The sequence below is a fragment of the Serratia sp. BIGb0163 genome, assembly GCF_024809935.1.
GTDB lineage: Bacteria > Pseudomonadota > Gammaproteobacteria > Enterobacterales > Enterobacteriaceae > Serratia > Serratia quinivorans.
Map to the genome: position 1 here is coordinate 1,817,032 of NZ_JANUDZ010000001.1, position 18,310 is coordinate 1,835,341.

The window sequence follows — 18,310 nt, forward strand, 5'->3', positions numbered from 1 at the left end:
TGTGTTAGCTGCAAATCCGCGCCACGGCTCGCGCGAATCGCGCCAGCCCCTCTTTCACATCCTGCTCAGGAATGATCAGCGAAGGAGTGAAACGCACCACATCCGGGCCGGCGATCAGGGCAATCACGCCCTCTTCGTTGGCCAGTTGGGTGATCTGTTTCGCTTTACCGGCATAATCCTGGGTCAACTGACAGCCAATCAACAGGCCACCACCGCGGATTTCAGAGAAAATCGGGTATTGCTGGTTAATCTTGTTCAGGCCGTCGAGGAACCACTGGTGACGTTGTTTAACCCCATCCAGCACTTCCGGCGTGTTGATGATTGAGAACACCGCCCCCGCTACCGCCGTCGCCAGCGGGTTGCCGCCGTAGGTGGTACCGTGGGTACCCACGCCCAGGGTTTTAGCCAGTTCGTCAGTGGTCAGCATGGCGCCGATTGGGAAGCCGCAACCCAGCGCTTTCGCGGTAGTCAGCACGTCAGGCACCACGCCGTATTGCGTATAGGCGTACAGCTCGCCGGTACGGCCCATGCCGGTTTGCACTTCATCGAAAATCAGCACCGCGTCGTGACGGTCGCACAGCTCACGCAGCCCCTGCAAGAAGGCCGGATCGGCCGGCAGCACGCCGCCTTCGCCCTGAATCGGCTCGACGATCACTGCGCAGGTGTGGTCGTTGATCACTTCGGCGGCGGCCGCCAGATCGTTAAACGGCGTGTGGGTGATACCGCCCGGCAGCGGGGCGAAATCTTTGGAGTACTTCGGCTGGCCGCCGGCAGAGACGGTAAACAGCGTGCGGCCGTGGAAGGCGTTGTTAAATGCCACAATCTGATTCTTGCTGCTGTTGCCCTGGTCCAGCGCACGTTTACGTGCCAGCTTCAGTGCCGCTTCGTTGGCTTCCGCCCCGGAGTTACAGAAAAACACCTTGTCGGCAAAGGTGGCGTCAATCAGCTGTTTGGCCAAACGCAGTACCGGCTCATTGGTGTAGCCGTTGCCCAGATGCCACAGTTTGCCCGCCTGCTCCACCAATGCTGCCGTCACCACCGGGTGAGCATGGCCCAACGCGTTGACCGCGATACCGCCGGCAAAATCGATGTAAGACTTACCCTGTTGATCCCAGACCTGCGAACCTTCTCCCCGTACCAGAATAAAATCAGCGGGGGCGTAAACCGGGACCATCCAGTCGTCGAAAGACTGGCGGGTAACTGCGATTGGCTGTTCCATAATGACCTCATAACTTCAGCAAAGACTGAATTTTGACTGTAAGGGCCGCTCCAGCCCGAATGTTCCGCAACAAAACAACAAAAACTGCGCCGTGGGTTCGACTTTTCGACCGGTGATAACTCTGCCTTTCACCGTCTATTCAGAAACAAATCTGTTACATCAAACGCATTTTTCGCTATTTATGCCGGGTATCGGGTCCTGTAACGGGGAATAAATGTTAACGAGCAGTTAAAATACATGCCGTTTGATAAAGAGTGTAGAGCAGCTATCGTGCCAAACTGGGATTTTTGGCGGATTTTGCGTTTTTTTACGCTAAAACAACGGCTTACAATGCATACTTATGCAATAAATATGCATTGGTAATGAATAATTGGAAAAATAAGGCCAAGAATCATCATTGGCCGCGAAATCCTATTCAATTACAAAAAACTTCAATAATTCTGATCGCGCTCGCAAAAATAATTTGGCCCGATCTGCGCCCGATCACACTTTCGCCCCACTTCGGTGCAAAGAATGCACCAAACACGGGCAAACCCGCGTCAGATCAGGCTCTGCGTGACGCCAGGTGAACCATCATCGGGCGTCTCTGCGGGCAACTTCCGCGCCAGATCTCATATTTGTTAACTTACCGAACAATTTGTTGACAGTCTGGGGACACGATAATAGGTTAATTTCAATGGAACACGTGTTCCATGATGAAAAAACACACCACATCGACTGCACAGCATCGGGGTTATCATGGCTCATTTCTGCTTGCGTACTAACCATAGGATCACCGGGGCCGCACTGGCCGTGCTGTTGGCCCTGCCCGTTTCCGCCAGCGCCAACACCAGCATTACCTTCGCCAACTATTTGCCGAATGATTACATCAACAAGGTGATTAAAGACTTTGAGGCGGCACATCCGGACATCCAGGTGCAGTCGATCAAATGCGGCTTCGCCGACTGCCATCAAAAGCTGACGACCGCGCTGGCCGTCGGCCAGGGTGCCGCCGATATTTTCAGCGTCAGCACCATCAAGCTGGGCAGTTTTGCCAATTCCGGTGGCCTGAACAACCTGAGCGCCCCACCGTTCAGCATCGATAGCCAGGGCTGGCAGTTTGATCCTTCGATGATCAGCCTGGCGAAGGGCAACGACGGCAATATCTATGGTGTGCCCTACGACACCGGGCCGGTGGTCATGATCTACCGTAACGACATGGTGCAGAAGGCGGGGATGAAGATTGAAGACATCACCCAAAGCTGGGACAGCTTTATCGCCTTCGGGGAAAAACTGAAAAAAGAGCAAGGCGCCTACCTGCTCCCGGCCGCCACCAGTTTGATCAACCCGCTGGTGGTGGGCATGAACAGTGAACCGGGCAAGCCGGTATACACCAAAGACGGCAAACCCAATCTTGATTCGCCGCAGATCAAACAGCTGATGACGGTGATTAAAACGCTGTATGACAAAGGGCTGGCGGCCTCGCTCGACGGCTCAACCAACTCGCAGGAATACATCAAGCTCTACCGCCAGGGGAAACTGTTCGCCGATATCGACGGCCCGTGGGACGAAGGTCGTATTGAACAGGAATTGGATCCGGACGGCGCCAAGGCCGGCCTGTGGCGCGTAACCGGCGTGCCGGGCAATATCAAGGTCAATGCCGGCGGCACCACGCTGGTGATCCCGAAACAGAGCAAAAACGCCCAGGCGGCCTGGCAGTTCATTCAGTACTTTATGCAGCGTGACGTGGTGATCGATGCAGCGAAAACCGCCGGTACCCTGCCTGCCCGTCTCGACGTGTATAACGCGCCCTACTTTGACACACCGAGCAGCATTCTCGGCGGTCAGCATTCGATGCGCTACTACGCCAGCCTGGTGCCAGATCTGAAACCGGTCGCCTCATCGCCGGAAGACAATATCGCCAACGAAATTCTTAACGAAGCGGCGAAGAAAATTCTGGTGCAGCATCAGGACATCGACAGCACCCTGCGCGATGCCAACAAGCTGCTCGAGCGGCGGATGCGCGCACTATAATCCGGCCCTGCTGTCTACTTCAGACGGCTGATCAAGTCAGTTATTAGGGAGAGCGTGCCGAAGGGGTCGTAGCAGCCTTGGCTGCCGACCAATTTGCCGGGAGCAAATTAGAACGACTTCCAGTCGGCCCGCAGGGTGGGACACATGGATGTGTCCCATAATGGCCCCTCGGTGCGCTAGGCCCGGGTATCTCAGGCTAGTAAGCAACATTTTATCTAACTCCGGCGGTCAGTCGGCCGCTGATCTTTCGTTTTCCGTCGGTTCGGGGAGTCTATGCGTAAGCGATTTTTCAAAGGGCTGCTGCACGATCACCGCACCGCCTACCTGCTGCTGCTGCCGTTTATGCTGCTGTTCGCGGTGTTCAACGCCTTCCCGATCTTCTTCTCGGCGTTTTTGTCATTTCAGTCCTGGAACCCGGTCAAAGGGCTCAGTTCGATGAAGTTTGTCGGACTGGATAACTTTTACTATGCCTTCACCGACGATGCCTTCTGGGTGTCGCTGGTCAACACCATCAAAATTACGCTGGTGTCCGGCCTGTGCCAGCACCTGTTCGCCATCACCCTGGCCTACTCATTGCTGCACATCATCGTGCGCGGCAGACGCTTTTTGAAGGCGGCGATCTTCCTGCCCTACATCACCTCGTCCGTCGCCGTCAGCCTGATTGTGTTTAACCTGTTCTCCCCGGTCGGCATGGTTAACGAACTGCTCAGCGGGCTAGCCACCAAACTGCACCTCGCAACCTTGGCAGCGGAGTTGCCCATCAACTTCTTTGACAGTGACTGGATCCGCTTCACCATCGCCAATCAGGTGACCTGGAAGTTTACCGGCATCAATACGGTGATCTACATGACCGGTCTGGCGTCGATCTCACCGGACCTGTACGAAGCGATTGAACTGGACGGCGCCGGCCGCTGGCAAAAATTTCGTTATATCGCCCTGCCGCTGTTGGCGCCCTTTATCTTCTTCGCCACCTTGATGACGCTGATCGGCAATATGCAATTGTTCAATGAACCGATGATCCTCACGCAAGGCACCGGCGGCGTCGACAACAGCGGCCAGACGGTATCGATGTACGTGTACAAAACCGGTTGGTCCTATCTGGACATGGGTACCGCTTCGGCAATCTCCTGGATCCTGTTCCTGTTGATTGCCGTGGTCAGCGCCCTGGTGTTCTGGGGCTTTGGCAAGCGTGGAGGATTGAACAATGAACGCTAACGGCCGCCGTTTTGACACCGGCAAACTGGTGATTTACCTGCTGGTCTCACTGTTTGCTTCGCTGTCATTATTCCCGTTCTATTGGTCGGCCTTGCTGGCGACGCAGGACACCCGCAGCATCATGGGCATGTCGCTGCGCTTTGGCAGCCACCTGCTGGAAAACTACCAAGGGCTTGAACAGCAAGTCCCCTTCACCCATGCGCTGCTCAATACCCTGTATGTCACCGCCATGGCGACGCTGACCAGCGTGCTGGTTTCCGCCGCTGCGGGCTACGCCTTCAGCGTTTATCAGTTCAAAGGCAAAAAGGTCCTGTTCACTACCCTGATGCTGACCATGATGGTGCCCAGCGTGGTCAACCTGGTGCCCTATTTCTTCGTGATCAAAAGCGTCGGCCTGCTGGATCAGTTCGCCGCTGTCTGGCTGCCCGCCGGGGTCAACATCTTCGGCATTTTCCTGGTACGCCAGTACGTCAGTTCTTCGCTGCCCAGCGAAATTCTCGACAGTGCGCGCATGGATGGCCTGAACGAACTGCAAATCTTCCTGCGTATCGGCCTGCCGCTAATGCGTCCGGCGCTGCTGACGGTGGCGATCGTGGTGGTGGTCGATACCTGGAACAACTTTATGCTGCCGCTGGTGGCGTTGCAGTCGCCGGACAAACAAATTCTCCAGTTGGTGTTGCGCAGCCTGAGCGGTGCCACTGCCACGCCGTGGAACCTGGTGATGACCGGCAGTTTCCTGGCGATCGTGCCGCTGTTGATCGCCTTTATCTTCTCGTCCAAACAAATGATGGAAAGCCTCACCCGTGGGGCGGTTAAAGGGTAACTTATGCAATCAATAGATATTTACCGCGCTAACGGCGCGAGCGAGCGTCAACAAGTGATCCTGTTTGCCGCCGCAGAAGACCAACTGCCTGCCACATTGCAAAATGCCGGTCTGCAACGGGCGGCCGTCGGCGTACTTTATCCACTGGGTGACAGCCGTTTTGCGCTCAACATCGGCACGCCGCTGACCCCTACCGCGCTGCAGGATGCCGGGGCGGCGATCGCCGCCGGGCAAAAAGACTACGGGCTGCAACAGCTCCGCCTGACGCTGGCCCCGGAATTGCCGGCTGATGCCGAGAACTGGCGCTGGTTACTGTTCGGCCTGCGTTTAGGGGCTTACCGCTATCAGCATCACGCCAGCGCGACGCTCACCGATCCCACCCTGTCACTGGCTAGCCAGGACGCGGCCACCCAGGCCCTGTGCGACTGGGCTAATCTGCATGCCGAAGGCGTGATCGCCGGTCGCGAACTGATGAATAAACCGGCCAACATTCTCTACCCGGAGAGCTTTGTAGAAGCGGTAGCACAGTTGCCCTTCCGTCACCTGCGCCAGGAGGTGTTGGGGGATGAACAAATGGCGGAGCTGGGCTTTGGCGGCCTGCTCGGGGTCGGCCAGGGCAGCGCCCGTGCGTCGCAGTTGCTGATCCTCGATCACCACCCGGCCAATGCACGCCACACGCTGGCACTGGTCGGCAAAGGCGTTACCTTCGACAGCGGCGGCATCAGTATCAAAGGCGCGGCACGCATGAGCACCATGAAGTTCGATATGGGCGGTGCTGCCGCGGTGGTGGGCGCCATGCGCATTATCGACGCACTGCAATTACCCATCCGCGTCATTGGCCTGTGCGGGCTGGTGGAAAACATGCCCTCCTCCCGTGCCCAACGGCCTGGTGACGTTGTCACTATGCACAACGGTAAATCGGTGGAGATCATTTCCACCGACGCCGAAGGCCGCATGGTGCTGGCGGACGTGATCAGCTATGCCCAGCAACGCTTCCAGCCGGATTATCTGCTGGATATCGCGACCCTGACCGGCGGCGCCGGCGTGGCGCTGGGCAAGGAATATGCCGCCATGATGGGCAACGACGAAGCTTTTTTGGCGCAGGTCACCCAGGCGGGCCAGGTCAGCGCAGAACCGGTGTGGCCGATGCCGCACGGCGGCTGGTATCGCGGCGTGCTGAAGTCTGAATTCGCCGACTACCGCCACGGCGGTGAAGATCCACACGGCAGCCCGTGCGTGGCGGCGACCTTTATCAGCGAATTCGTACAACCGGGTCAACGCTGGGCGCATCTGGACATCGCCGCCATGTCGACCGATATGCCGCACCGCAAACTGTATGCCAACGGCGCGTCCTCATTCGGCGTGCTGCTGCTGGCACGGCTGAGTTCCCTGCTTGCCGAAACGGAGCACTAATGGCTTACGTAGAATTGCTTGATATCAACAAACGCTATGACAACGGCTATCAGGCCGCCAGCAACGTTAATCTGCAGGTGGAAAAAGGCGAATTTGTGGTGCTGCTCGGCCCATCGGGCTGCGGCAAATCCACCACCCTGCGGATGATCGCCGGGCTGGAAACCCTGTCCTCCGGCGAATTACGCATCGACGGCGAACGCATGAACGAAGTACTGCCCAAATACCGTGATATCGCCATGGTGTTCCAGAGCTATGCGCTGTATCCGCACATGACGGTGTACGACAACATGGCGCTGTCGCTGAAAATCAAAGGCATGGCCAAAGCGGAGATCGCAGGCCAGATTGCCGCCGTCGCCGAAATGCTGCACCTGAGCGAGTTTCTACAGGTCAAACCCGGTCAGCTCTCCGGTGGCCAACGCCAGCGGGTGGCGCTCGGCCGGGCGATCGTCCGGCGGCCGAAGGTGTTTCTGTTTGATGAGCCGCTGTCCAACCTCGACGCCAAGCTGCGCAACCGCATGCGTCAGGAACTGTCGGCGCTGCACAAGGCGATTGGTGCCACCATTATCTACGTCACCCACGATCAGGTGGAAGCAATGACCATGGCGGACAAAGTGGTGATCATGAACCAGGGCAAAGTACAGCAAATCGGCACGCCGCTGGATCTCTACCACCGTCCGGTTAATCGTTTTGTCGCCGAGTTTATCGGCTCACCGCAAATGAATCTGTTTGAGGTACAGGTACAGGTTCAGGGCGAGAGGATTGTGCTGCAGGGCGATTCGGGCCTGGTGCTGCCGCTGGCCACCGCGGATTTCCCGGCGTTGGCTCAGCAACAGGGGGCCTGGCTGACGCTGGGCTGCCGTCCGGAAGCCTGCCGTATCAGCGAACCGCTGGCAGAACCGCATCTGACCGGGACGCTGGTGTACAGTGAAAATCTGGGGGCAGAAAGCAATCTGTTCGTGCAAGGCGACAACGGCGCGCAATACATCGTGAAACAGCATTCTCAGTTGCAGCAGTCACAAGGGCAACCGCTGGCGGTAACGCTGGATACCAGCGCACTGCACTTTTTTGACTCACAAACTGGCGAACGACTGGCACCACAGAGGGAAACGGTGTTACCGAGCGGCATTCTGTGAGACCCTATGCCCGCTGCGCGACCCTACCGCAGCGCCCCGTTTTCCGTTGAGTATGCGCACCATGCCGATTAAAAAAGTCACCTCTCACGATGTCGCCCGCGTGGCCGGCGTTTCACGCACCGTGGTTTCCCGCGCCTTTTCCAATCAGGGCCGGGTATCGCAGAAAAACCGTGATCTGGTGATGCGCGTCGCCAGCCAACTGGGCTACGCCCCGGACGCCATCGCCCAGAGCCTGCACACCGGCAAAACCGGCTTTGTCGCGGTGGTGGTAAACCACTTTCATGACCTGTCCGACCTGGAGTTTTTCGACCGTCTGGTGGAGCAGTTGCAAAACAGCAACCGGCAGGCGGTGATGATTCGGCTGGAAGGCATCGAAGATCCGGCCGGCTACCTGAAACAAACCATTTCCTATCACGTCGATTCTGCCGTGGTGTTCGCCGACAACATCAGCGCCCGCGCCGCGAAAGATCTGTTTCGCGTCGCCACGCCGATTATGCTCAACGGCCTGGCAGGCGATGCCCTGTGCGATGCGCTCAACGCCGATGAGGCCCCCAGCCTGCAAAAATTGGCGGCGCTGATGGCGCAAAAGGGACAACAACGGGTGGCGGTGCTGGGCGGACGCAGCAGCGCCAAAGGGGAACAGCTGCGCCAACAGACCTTTTTAGCCCAGGCGGCGCAGCAGCAGTTGCAAATCGTGGCCCAGCTCAGCGGTGACTACAGCTACCTGAGCGGTTTCAAACTGGCACCGCAACTGCTGGCGGCACGGCCGGCCCCGCAGGCGATCTTCTGCACCGCAGATTCCATGGCGATGGGGGTGATGGATTATATTCGTTTGCATACGCCGCTGCGCATCCCGCAGGACGTCGCGGTCTACGGCTTCGACGATATTCCGATGGCCGCCTGGCCGAGCTACCAACTGACCTCGGTACGGCGGGATATCAGTGCGATGATCGCCGCCATCGTGCAACTGATCGAACTGCGCAGCAGCAGCCCGCAGGCCGCGCCGCAGCAGGTGACCATCCCCACCGAACTGGTGGTGCGCGCCTCCTGCTAACCCGGCCTTTCAGCGGGTAGTAATAATCTCGGCATCGCGTAACTCCGGTGCTACCATGCCGGTTTGCCACAGCCAGTATTGGATCGGGCCGGGGCAATTGAGGCTGACCACCTTGTGGTTGCCCTGCTTATCGACGGCATGGATTGTCACCCCTTCGGTATAACCGTCCTTCAGGTAGTTCAAATCCTCGATCGCTTCATACACCGCCTGATCCAGCGTCATGCCCATCTTCATGTACAGCACTACGGCGCGGCTGGTGCCGCAGCGGATGGTCATTTCCCCGGTGTGAGTGCAGGCGCAGGCGCCATAACGGCTGTCGGCATAGGAGCCGCTGCCGATGATCGGACTGTCTCCCAACCGCCCAGGGTATTTCCACGCCCAGCCCGAGGTAGAGGTAGCGGCACTGAGGGTGCCCCCGCTATCTTGCGCTAAAAATACCGTGGTATCGCGCACTCGCTCCGGATCGGTAGCGTTGTTCGACAGCCCGGCCAGCGGGATATTCGGCCAGTCACGACGCTGTTCGGCACTCATCGCCTGCTCGAGCTTTTCCCACCAAACGCGTTTGGAGTCGGCAATCAGATTGTCACCGGCCAGTGCGCCAATTTCAGCGGCAAAACGTGCCGCCCCGGCGCCAACCAGGATCTCGTGGTTAAGGTCTTCCATCACCCGGTACGCCACCTCCACCGGATGCAGGTATCCTTGCAATGCCCCTACCGCGCCGGTGCGCAAGCTATCGCCGTCCATCACCGAGGCATCCAGCTCCATCTCACCCAATACGTTGGGCCAGCCGCCATAACCCACGGTGCGCACGCTCGGATCCAACTCCACCAGCTTGATGCCCTCAACGATGGCGCGCAGGCCGTTGTGCCCCTGCTGCAGCCGTTCGGCCGACAGACCGATGCCCGGATGTCCTTCAGAGTTTGCAATCACAATCATAGGGTTCTGTTTCCCGCACGGCGTTAAGCGCCCAAAAGAGGCACCGGATAATCCGGTGTTCGGCACCAATGGAACACGTGTTCCATTGGTGTTTAAAAAGTATCTTCGCCCCGTAGAAAAGTCAAACTCAGGCGGACGAAAGCGTGGCTTGGCCCGCCTTTTCTCAACGTGCTGTCGGGCCAGCAAACGGCAGCCATTCAACTACACTGTGATCTCGACCGAAAAACGCTTGAGGAGCCATGATGTCCAAGAAAACTGTAGATCCCACCCAACCGGCCGCACAGCATGATATCCGCACCTTTCTGGATGCGTTGAATGCCGGCGGTGGCAAGCCGATGGAACAAATGAAACCGAAAGAGGCGCGCAAAGTGCTGGAGGGCGCGCAGCGTAGCGTCGAAGTGCCACTGCACGAGGTCGAAATCAGCGAGAAAACCATTCATGTCGAGGGGCAGGATATCCTGCTGCACATTGTGCGACCGGCCAAGGTCAAGGAAACACTGCCGGTATTTATGTTCTTCCACGGCGGCGGCTGGGTGCTGGGCGACTTCCCTACCCATGAGCGGCTGGTGCGTGACTTGGTTTACAGCTCAGGTGCGGCAGCGGTGTTCGTCAACTATACCCCGTCACCGGAGGCTCATTACCCAACCGCCATCAATCAGGCCTATGCCGCCACAGAATGGGTGGCCGAATACGGCGAGAAAATCAACGTTGACGGCTCGCGGCTGGCAGTGGTCGGCAACAGCGTCGGCGGTAATATGGCGGCGGTGGTCAGCCTGATGGCCAAAGAAAAAGGCACCCCGGCGCTGCGCACGCAGATCCTGCTGTGGCCGGTAACGCAGGCCAGCTTTGATACCGACTCTTATCACCAGTTCGCCGAAGGCCACTTCCTGACCCGCAACATGATGAAATGGTTCTGGGACAACTACACCACCGATAAAGCGCAGCGTAAGGAGATCTACGCCTCACCGCTCAATGCCACGCTGGAACAGCTAAAAGGCCTGCCGCCGGCACTGGTGCAGACCGCCGAACTGGACGTGCTGCGTGACGAGGGTGAAGCCTATGCCCGGCTGCTGAATGCCGCCGGGGTAGAGGTCACTTCCACTCGCTACAATGGACTGATCCACGATTACGGTCTGCTAAACCCTATCGCTCATGTGCCGGCGGTGCATTCCGCCATCCATCAGGCCGGGCGGGCGCTCAAACATTATCTGGCCTAGGCTAATCGGCATAATGGCAGGCTACCCGATGCCCTGCTGACACCGTCCGTAATGCCGGGGCCTGTTCCCGGCACTGCGCGGTTGCCTGCGGACAACGGGTGTGAAAACGACAGCCGTGCGGCGGTTGCGCCGGGTTAGGCAGTTCGCCCCGCGCCATCGCCTGCGGCTGGCGTTGCGGATCCAGACTGGGCACCGCCGCCAGCAACGCCTGGGTATAGGGATGGCGCGGTTGGCCAAACAGGCTGTCGCGGTCTGCGCTCTCGACAATCTGGCCGAGATACATCACCGCCACGTCCTGACACAGGTGTTCCACCACCCCGAGATCGTGCGAAATAAACAGGAAGGTCACCCCTTGCTGCTCCTGAAGATCGGAAAACAGGTTGATGATCTGCGCCTGTATTGAGACGTCAAGCGCCGAAATCGGCTCGTCCGCAACGATAAACTCCGGCTGCAGGATCAGCGCGCGGGCAATACCGATACGCTGCCGCTGACCACCGGAAAACTCATGCGGAAAACGGCCGTAGTGCTGCGCCGACAGCCCGCAGATCTCCATGGTGTCGATCACCCGATCACGCAGCTCGTTTCTCTGCGCCAGCCCATGTTGCAACAGGGCTTCACCAATCGCATCGCCAATGCGCATCCTCGGGTTCAGCGAACTGTAGGGATCCTGAAACACCAATTGCATCTTCGGGCGCATCTCACGCAGCCGTCGTGGGCTGAGCGCATCCAGCGCCTGTCCCTTGAACAGCACCTCACCGGCGGTTTTGTCATGCAGCCCCAGCAGCGTGCGGCCGACGGTGGTTTTCCCACTGCCGGACTCGCCCACCAGGCCGAAAATCGTGCCTTTTCGAATGCCGAAACTGACGTCATCCACCGCTCGCAGCTGTCCGGTAGTCCGGCCGAACAGGCCTTCCCGCAGCGGAAAATGCTTCTTCAAACCTTTGACTTCCACTAACCACTCAGCCGACATGAATACGCCCTCCGGCATTCAGAAAACAGGCCGACTGGCGCTGCAATGGGCCATACAACGGCGGGATGCCGTCGCGACAGCGCGCACTGGCCTGAGCGCAACGATCGGCGAAGGCGCAATGGTCGGGCAGTTTAGCCAAATCAGGTACCTGACCGGGGATCGAATACAGCCTGCGTCGCCGCTGCCCGGCCACCGGCCGCGAAGCCATCAGCCCCTGAGTATAAGGATGAAGCGGGTTAGCCAGCACTTCACGCGTTGCCCCCTGCTCGACTATCCGTCCGGCGTACATCACCACCAGCCGGTCGGCCATCTGGGCAATCACGCCAAGGTCGTGGGTGATCAGCATCATCGCCATATTATTTTTGCGGGTCTGTTCACGCAGCAGTGCCAGGATCTGCGCCTGTACGGTGACGTCCAGCGCGGTGGTCGGCTCATCGGCAATCAACAGGGCCGGACGGCAGCTGATGGCCATGGCAATCATAATACGCTGCAACATGCCGCCGGAGAGCTGGTGCGGGTAGCTGGTCATCAACTGCTCCGCACGCGCCAACCCCACCTCGGTAATCAGCGCCGTCGCCTCGTGCCAGGCCGCCTTCGGCGAAGTATCGCGATGACGGATCAGCGGTTCCACCAGCTGTTCGCCGATGGTCAGCACCGGGTTCAGGGCGCTCATTGGTTCCTGGAAAATCATCGCCAGCCGGTTACCGCGCAGATCGGCCATCTGCTGCGGTCGCAGTTTCAATAAATCTTGCCCGTCGAAATGGATTTCGCCGCCGTCAATCTGCGCCAGCGGCTGCGGTAACAGCCCCATCAGCGCCATGGCAGTGACGCTTTTACCACAGCCGGACTCGCCGACCACTCCCAGCGTCTGTCCGGCATGCAGTTCAAAACTCAGTTGCTGCACCGCCTGCACCCGGCCCTGCTCGCCATTGAAGGCCACCGACAGTTGATTAAAAGCCAGCAGGGGTCGGCTCATGGTCTTGCTCCGTTCATTTTCGGATCGAGCGCGTCCCGCAGGCCGTCACCCAGAATATTAATCGCTACCACGGTGATAAAAATCGCCAGGCCGGGTGGCATCCACAACCAGGGACGACGTTGAAAATCGATCAGGCTGTTGGCGGCGTCCATCATGTTGCCCCACGACGGCGTCGGCGGTACCACGCCCAGCCCCAGGTAGCTGAGTGCCGACTCACTGAGAATGGCGTTGGCAACGCCCATGGTGGCCACCACCACCAGGATGGGAATGGTGTTCGGCAACAGATGGCCGAACAAACGCCGCCGGGTGGACAGCCCGAGCACTTCGGTCGCCAGCATAAAATCGCGCTCGCGCAGCGACAGGATCTGGCCGCGTACCAGCCGCGCCAATGACGGCCAGCCCAGCAGGCTGAGCATGATCATCACCATGTAGATACGGTAGTCCGGCGAGACGTCCAGCTCGGACAGCATCGCCCCCATAATGATCAGCAGCGGCAGGCTGGGGATGGTCATCAGCAGATCGGCAAAGCGCATGATCAGCTTGTCCACCATGCCGCCCAGATAGCCGGACAATGCTCCCAACAGGTAGCCGAGCGTGACAGACAACAGCATCGACACCAGGCCGATGGTCAGTGAGATACGCCCCGCCAGCAGCAGACGCGTATAAATATCACGGCCGAGAAAATCGGTGCCGAGCCAGTGTGCCGCATTGGGTGCCTGGTTGATGTTTAGCGCATCACCGGCATCGTCCTGCCAGGGCGACAGCATCGGCCCGAAGATGCACAGCACCGCCAGTATCAGCAGCAACAGCAGCGAGGCCATCGCCAGCCGGTGACGCCGCAGCCGTTGCCAGGCCTGTGCGGTTGGGGGTGGTGACAGCTGCGCCAGCGCCGGAAGTTGCGCCTGCCGCCAGCGGCGACGGCGTCCAAAAAACAGCGTTGCCAACATCTTCACCTCAAACGAATTCGTGGGTCGGCATAGGCGTACAGAATGTCCGCCAGCAGATTGCCCAAAATGGTCAGCACCGCCAGAAACAGCGTGAAGCCCATCAGCACCGGATAGTCACGGGCGGCCAGCGAGTCGATGTGGATATGCCCCGCCCCTGGCCAATTGAAGATTTTTTCGGTGATCAGCGCGCCGGAAAACAGCGCCGGTAATTCAAACCCCAGCAGCGTGATAATCGGCAGCAAGGCATTACGCAGCGCGTGTTTGACGATCACCGTTTTCTCCTTCAGGCCTTTGGCGCGAGCGGTGCGGATGTAGTCCATGCGGATCACATCCAGCATGCTGGCGCGGAAATAGCGCGTCAGGGTACCGGCCTGCAGCATCACCAGCGCCAGCACCGGCAACAGCAGGTGCGCCGCCACCTCTGCCACCCAGGCCAGCCCGATCGCTTCGCTGCCGGTGCGCAGCATGCCGCCCGCCGGCAGCCAATGCAGATCGACGGCAAACCATTTGATCAGCAACAGGCAAAGGAAAAAGGTCGGAAATGACATGGCGCCGAACACCGCCACCGTGACCAGATGGTCGAACAGCGAATAGGGTTTCATCGCCGAAGCCACGCCAACCGCCAGCGCAATGCCCCAGTACAGCACCAGGGCGACCGAAGCCAGCAGGAACGAATTCCAGATGTACTGATTCAACAAGGTGCTGACCGGGATCTGGTACTGCAGCGAAAAACCGAGATTGCCTTGCAGCAGTTGGCCGAGCCAGTGCCAATAGCGGATCAGCAGTGGCTGGTCCAGCCCGTACAGCGCGCGTAATTCGGCGGCGCGCTGCGGCGTCAGGTTAATGTTGCCGTCAATAAAATCGCCGGGCGTCAGCGCGAAGATAAAGAAAATCAGCAGTGATGCCAGCAGCAGCATCGGCAGGGTTTGCAGCAGGCGGCGCAGGATAAAATTTCTCATGGTGTTTTCCATTACCGCCGCGCGGAGGAGCGCGGCGGTACCTTGCCGTTACTGAGCCAGTTTGACGTCCGGCAGGCTGCCGGTCAGGCCATTGTAGACATCCGGTTTAAAGCCGGTGACGCGGGCGCTGCTGGCGCTGAGCACTTTGCGGTTACCCAGCAGGATCACCGGTGGGTCTTCCGCCAGCACCTGATACAGCCGGTGATACAGCGGTTTGCGCTGCCCGATATCCAGCGTGGCGTTAGCCTGACCGATCAGTTGGTCGGCCTGCGGGTTGTGATAGCCGGTTTCACTCACCTGGCTGATGAAATCGCGCACCCCATCATGCGGGTCATTCAACCCGCTGGTGCTGAGCGACGCCAGGTCATAATTCCCGGCCTTGCGCTGCGCCAGCAACGCGTTGAAATCCAACACCTGCGGTTTGAGCAGCACGCCTATCTGCCGATAGTTGTCTTTGGCGATCGGCACCAGCGCATCGTTAAGCAGCTTTTTGGTCACCAGCAGCGTCAGCTCCAGTTTCTTGCCGTCTTTCTGGCGAATGCCGTCCGCACCCGGTTTCCACCCGGCCTGATCGAGCAATTGTTTGGCTTTATTGACGTCATAAGCGTATGGATTGATGCCTTGCGGATCATAGGCCCAGGAAACGGGTGAGATCGGCTGGTTGGCCACTGAGCCATATCCCTGATACACCACGGTAATCAGTTTTTGGCGATCCAAACCGTAGATCAGCGCCTGACGGACACGCACGTCCTGCAACGCCGGGCGCTTAAAGTTGAAATCTACCCGGCTGTAGTCGCTTGAGCTGTACAAATTGATGTTGGCAAAGCCCAACAGTTTCAACTGTTCAATGTCATCGGGCTTGGAGGTGAAGGCGTCATAGTCGGTTTCACCGGTCTGGAACAGTTGGAAGTTGGTGGCCGGGTTGGTCACGCGGTAAATAAAGCGCGCCACCGCCGGCTGGCCGAGGTAGAAATTCGGGTTGGCGTGGAAGCGGATTTCCTGCCCCGGAATGTATTTGTCGTAAATATAGGGGCCGTTGCCCAACGGCTTACCATTCAACGCGCGCACGCTTTCCAGCTTGCCGCGTTGATAATCCTTGCCATAGTAGGCTTTCGACAATACCGGTCCGCCGATCAGTTGCAGCGTGGTCGCACCCGGCTGGGTGGTGGTGATCTGCAGAGTGCGATCGTCAATCACCTTCAACCCGCTGATGCTGGGGGCGGTGCCGTTTTTGTATTCCGCACCGCCCTGAATATGCGCCGGGGTAATATCGGTATCCCCATCATAGGCCGGGTCATGCAGCAGCGTCAGGGTAAAGGCGATGTCTTCGGCCTTGATCGGCGAGCCGTCGCTGTAGAGCAGGTTCGGGCGTAGCTTGATGGTATACACCCGGTTATCCGGGCTGACCTGCCAGGACTCCGCCAGCCGTGCGACCGGTTTACCCTGGCTGTCCAGGCCAATCAGCCGGGTGAAGATCACGTCGGTGACGTTCTCATCCCAACCGTTGGTGAACAGATAAGGGTTAAAGTTGCCCTGTGGCTCGAGAATACCGGCCACCACGGTGTCTTTACGCAGTTTGGCAGCATTCGGTACCAGGCTGGCGTCGGTGGCCGGAGTGATCCCTTCCGTCAGCGTTTCTGCCTGCGCACCCAATGAAATGCCTATCGCACCAGCCAGCGCCAGGGGCACCAGTCGTTTTTGCAACAGTCTGTTTATATTATTTTTTATTTTTCTCACCCACTGCCCCTTGTCTACCCGTTGATAAAATGTGACAAAATTTATCGCAGAGTAATGGGCGGCCGGAGGGCTGTCTAACAACGAAACCGGCATTCCATTGCCAAAAAAAGCATTATGAATTTTTCTATTGCGATGCCCCGCCGTTGGCGCTGTTCAGCCTGCCGGTTCGAGCTGCCGGATAAGTTTGGCTAAGGTTTTGATTGCCGCCTCATGCTTGTCGTTCCAGTCAAAAGAGGCGTTCAGGCGGAAGCAGTGGTTGAAATGGTTACCGGTGGTGAACATCCTGCCCGGTGCGATACTCACCCCCAGCGCTAACGCGCGCTGGTAGAGTTCCATCGACGACAGCGCCGGATCCAGTTCCAGCCACAGGAAATAGCCGCCGTCGGGTTGGCTGACTTTGACGGTAGGCGGGAAATGGTGGGCAATCGCCTGGCGCATCATGCTTTGGCGCTGCGCCAGCAAACGGCGCAGGCGCCGCAGGTGAGTATCGTAGCCGCCGTGCAGCAGATAGTCGGCTATCGCCAACTGGGTCGGCACGCTGGTGGACACCGTGCTCATCAGCTGCAAACGCTGGATCTGCTGCGCATAGCGCCCCGCCGCCACCCAACCGACGCGGAAACCCGGTGCCAGACATTTGGAGAACGACGAACAGTGCAGGACTTGCCCGCCGCTGTCCCACGCCTTGGCCGGCTGCGGCCGCTCGGCGCTGAAATAAAGCTCGCCATAAACGTCGTCCTCAATCAGGGAAATCTGCCGCTCACGCAGCAAACTCACCAGCCGCTGCTTGTTGTCGTCCGACAGGCTGGCCCCCAGCGGGTTCTGGAAGTGGGTCATCAGCCAACAGGCCTTGATTGGATACTGCTCCAGCGCCTGCTCAAGCGCATCGAGATCAATACCGTCCTGCGGGTGAGTAGCAATCGCCACAGCCTTCAGACGCAGCCGCTCCAGTGCCTGTAACGCGCCATAAAACGCCGGCGATTCAATCGCCACGTAGTCCCCCGGCTGGGTCACCGCCTGCAGGCTGAGGCTTAATGATTCCATCGCCCCGGCGGTAATCACGATTTCGTCCGGCGCCACCTGCATGCCGCTCAGCGCATAACGCTGGGCGATGTGGCGGCGCAGTGCTTCATTGCCTGGCGGCAGATTGGCCAGTGAGCTGTGCGGCGTAAACTTGCGTGCCACGCTGCTCAGCGCCCGCGCCAGCTTCGGTTGGGCAAATAAGGTGGCGTCGGGAAACGCCGAACCAAAGGGCACAATATCCGGATCCTGGCACGCCTGCAGAACATCAAAAATAAAGGTGTTGATATCCACCTGCTCGCTCAGCAACAGCTTTGCGCCGTGTGCCGGCTGCGGCAGCGGCTGCGGGCGTGCCGCCACGTAATAACCGGACTGCGGCCGTGCGACGATCCAACCCTGACTCTCCAGCAATTGATACGACTGCACCACCGTCATCAGGCTCAGCCCGGCGCGTTTGCCGCTCTCGCGCAGCGACGGCAGCTTGTCCCCCGCCCGCCATACCCGGTTCTGGATCTGTTCACGAATCTGTTGTGCAAGCTGTTCGTATCTGGTCATAGGCCCTAACTGTTATATGAAAAAGTGAAATAACTGTCACTATTATAGTTACTGTACTCCGTGCTTAACTTGGCGCCAAGCTTTCGATAAAAAAATTACCGCTATACTGAAGAGGCCATTTTATGT

Annotated in this window: 15 protein-coding genes; 7 read left to right on the forward strand and 8 right to left on the reverse strand. The window is 58.7% G+C overall.

Features of this window, described 5'->3' with window-relative positions:
- Window positions 1-4: 4 nt before the first annotated feature.
- On the reverse strand, window positions 5-1,219 hold the full coding sequence (locus tag M2406_RS08780; RefSeq protein ID WP_012145567.1) for an aspartate aminotransferase family protein: 1,215 nt from the start codon (window positions 1,217-1,219) through the stop codon (window positions 5-7).
- Window positions 1,220-1,957: 738 nt separating this feature from the next.
- On the opposite strand from M2406_RS08780, the gene M2406_RS08785 reads away from it, so the two are divergent.
- The 6 genes from M2406_RS08785 (at window position 1,958) to M2406_RS08810 (ending at window position 8,870) form a co-directional block, all read left to right on the forward strand.
- Window positions 1,958-3,232 (forward strand): ABC transporter substrate-binding protein, encoded by a 1,275-nt coding sequence (locus M2406_RS08785; RefSeq protein WP_165366778.1) that lies wholly within the window; start codon window positions 1,958-1,960, stop codon window positions 3,230-3,232.
- A gap of 273 nt (window positions 3,233-3,505) precedes the next feature.
- Window positions 3,506-4,447 (forward strand): carbohydrate ABC transporter permease, encoded by a 942-nt coding sequence (locus M2406_RS08790; RefSeq protein ID WP_259189650.1) that lies wholly within the window; start codon window positions 3,506-3,508, stop codon window positions 4,445-4,447.
- Complete coding sequence (locus tag M2406_RS08795; RefSeq protein WP_012145570.1) at window positions 4,437-5,270, forward strand: carbohydrate ABC transporter permease; 834 nt, start codon at window positions 4,437-4,439, stop codon at window positions 5,268-5,270. The genes M2406_RS08790 and M2406_RS08795 overlap by 11 nt, the downstream gene beginning before the upstream one ends.
- A gap of 3 nt (window positions 5,271-5,273) precedes the next feature.
- Window positions 5,274-6,683, forward strand: coding sequence for a M17 family metallopeptidase (locus tag M2406_RS08800; RefSeq protein WP_259189651.1), 1,410 nt, complete (start codon window positions 5,274-5,276; stop codon window positions 6,681-6,683).
- A complete protein-coding gene (locus M2406_RS08805) occupies window positions 6,683-7,816 on the forward strand; it encodes an ABC transporter ATP-binding protein (RefSeq protein WP_259189652.1) in 1,134 nt (377 codons plus the stop codon). The genes M2406_RS08800 and M2406_RS08805 overlap by 1 nt, the downstream gene beginning before the upstream one ends.
- A gap of 61 nt (window positions 7,817-7,877) precedes the next feature.
- Window positions 7,878-8,870 carry a LacI family DNA-binding transcriptional regulator gene (locus tag M2406_RS08810; RefSeq protein ID WP_223272841.1) on the forward strand — a complete coding sequence of 331 codons (993 nt, stop codon included), beginning with the start codon at window positions 7,878-7,880 and terminating at the stop codon, window positions 8,868-8,870.
- A 9-nt stretch (window positions 8,871-8,879) separates the two neighbouring features.
- On the opposite strand, the gene M2406_RS08815 is transcribed toward M2406_RS08810, so the two are convergent.
- Window positions 8,880-9,806 (reverse strand): N(4)-(beta-N-acetylglucosaminyl)-L-asparaginase, encoded by a 927-nt coding sequence (locus M2406_RS08815; RefSeq protein WP_012145574.1) that lies wholly within the window; start codon window positions 9,804-9,806, stop codon window positions 8,880-8,882.
- 242 nt (window positions 9,807-10,048) lie between these two features.
- Here M2406_RS08815 and M2406_RS08820 point away from each other — a divergent pair, with 242 nt between their 5' ends.
- Window positions 10,049-11,023: an alpha/beta hydrolase gene (locus M2406_RS08820; RefSeq protein ID WP_259189653.1), complete on the forward strand. Its 975-nt coding sequence runs from the start codon at window positions 10,049-10,051 to the stop codon at window positions 11,021-11,023.
- Between the two features lies 1 nt (window position 11,024).
- Here the strand turns inward: M2406_RS08820 and M2406_RS08825 are convergent, their stop codons facing one another.
- From M2406_RS08825 to M2406_RS08850, 6 genes are all read right to left on the reverse strand, one after another.
- A complete protein-coding gene (locus M2406_RS08825; protein WP_012145576.1) occupies window positions 11,025-11,993 on the reverse strand; it encodes an ABC transporter ATP-binding protein in 969 nt (322 codons plus the stop codon).
- Window positions 11,983-12,969, reverse strand: a complete 987-nt coding sequence (locus tag M2406_RS08830) for an ABC transporter ATP-binding protein (protein ID WP_259189655.1) — start codon at window positions 12,967-12,969, stop codon at window positions 11,983-11,985. The genes M2406_RS08825 and M2406_RS08830 overlap by 11 nt, the downstream gene beginning before the upstream one ends.
- Window positions 12,966-13,916 (reverse strand): oligopeptide ABC transporter permease, encoded by a 951-nt coding sequence (opp4C, locus tag M2406_RS08835; protein ID WP_112364468.1) that lies wholly within the window; start codon window positions 13,914-13,916, stop codon window positions 12,966-12,968. Before opp4C ends, M2406_RS08830 begins: the two co-directional genes overlap by 4 nt.
- A 2-nt stretch (window positions 13,917-13,918) precedes the next feature.
- Window positions 13,919-14,875 carry an ABC transporter permease gene (locus M2406_RS08840; protein WP_259189656.1) on the reverse strand — a complete coding sequence of 319 codons (957 nt, stop codon included), beginning with the start codon at window positions 14,873-14,875 and terminating at the stop codon, window positions 13,919-13,921.
- A gap of 48 nt (window positions 14,876-14,923) precedes the next feature.
- A complete protein-coding gene (locus M2406_RS08845) occupies window positions 14,924-16,612 on the reverse strand; it encodes an ABC transporter substrate-binding protein (RefSeq protein WP_259189657.1) in 1,689 nt (562 codons plus the stop codon).
- A 153-nt stretch (window positions 16,613-16,765) separates the two neighbouring features.
- Complete coding sequence (locus M2406_RS08850; RefSeq protein WP_012145581.1) at window positions 16,766-18,184, reverse strand: PLP-dependent aminotransferase family protein; 1,419 nt, start codon at window positions 18,182-18,184, stop codon at window positions 16,766-16,768.
- Window positions 18,185-18,310: the final 126 nt, after the last annotated feature.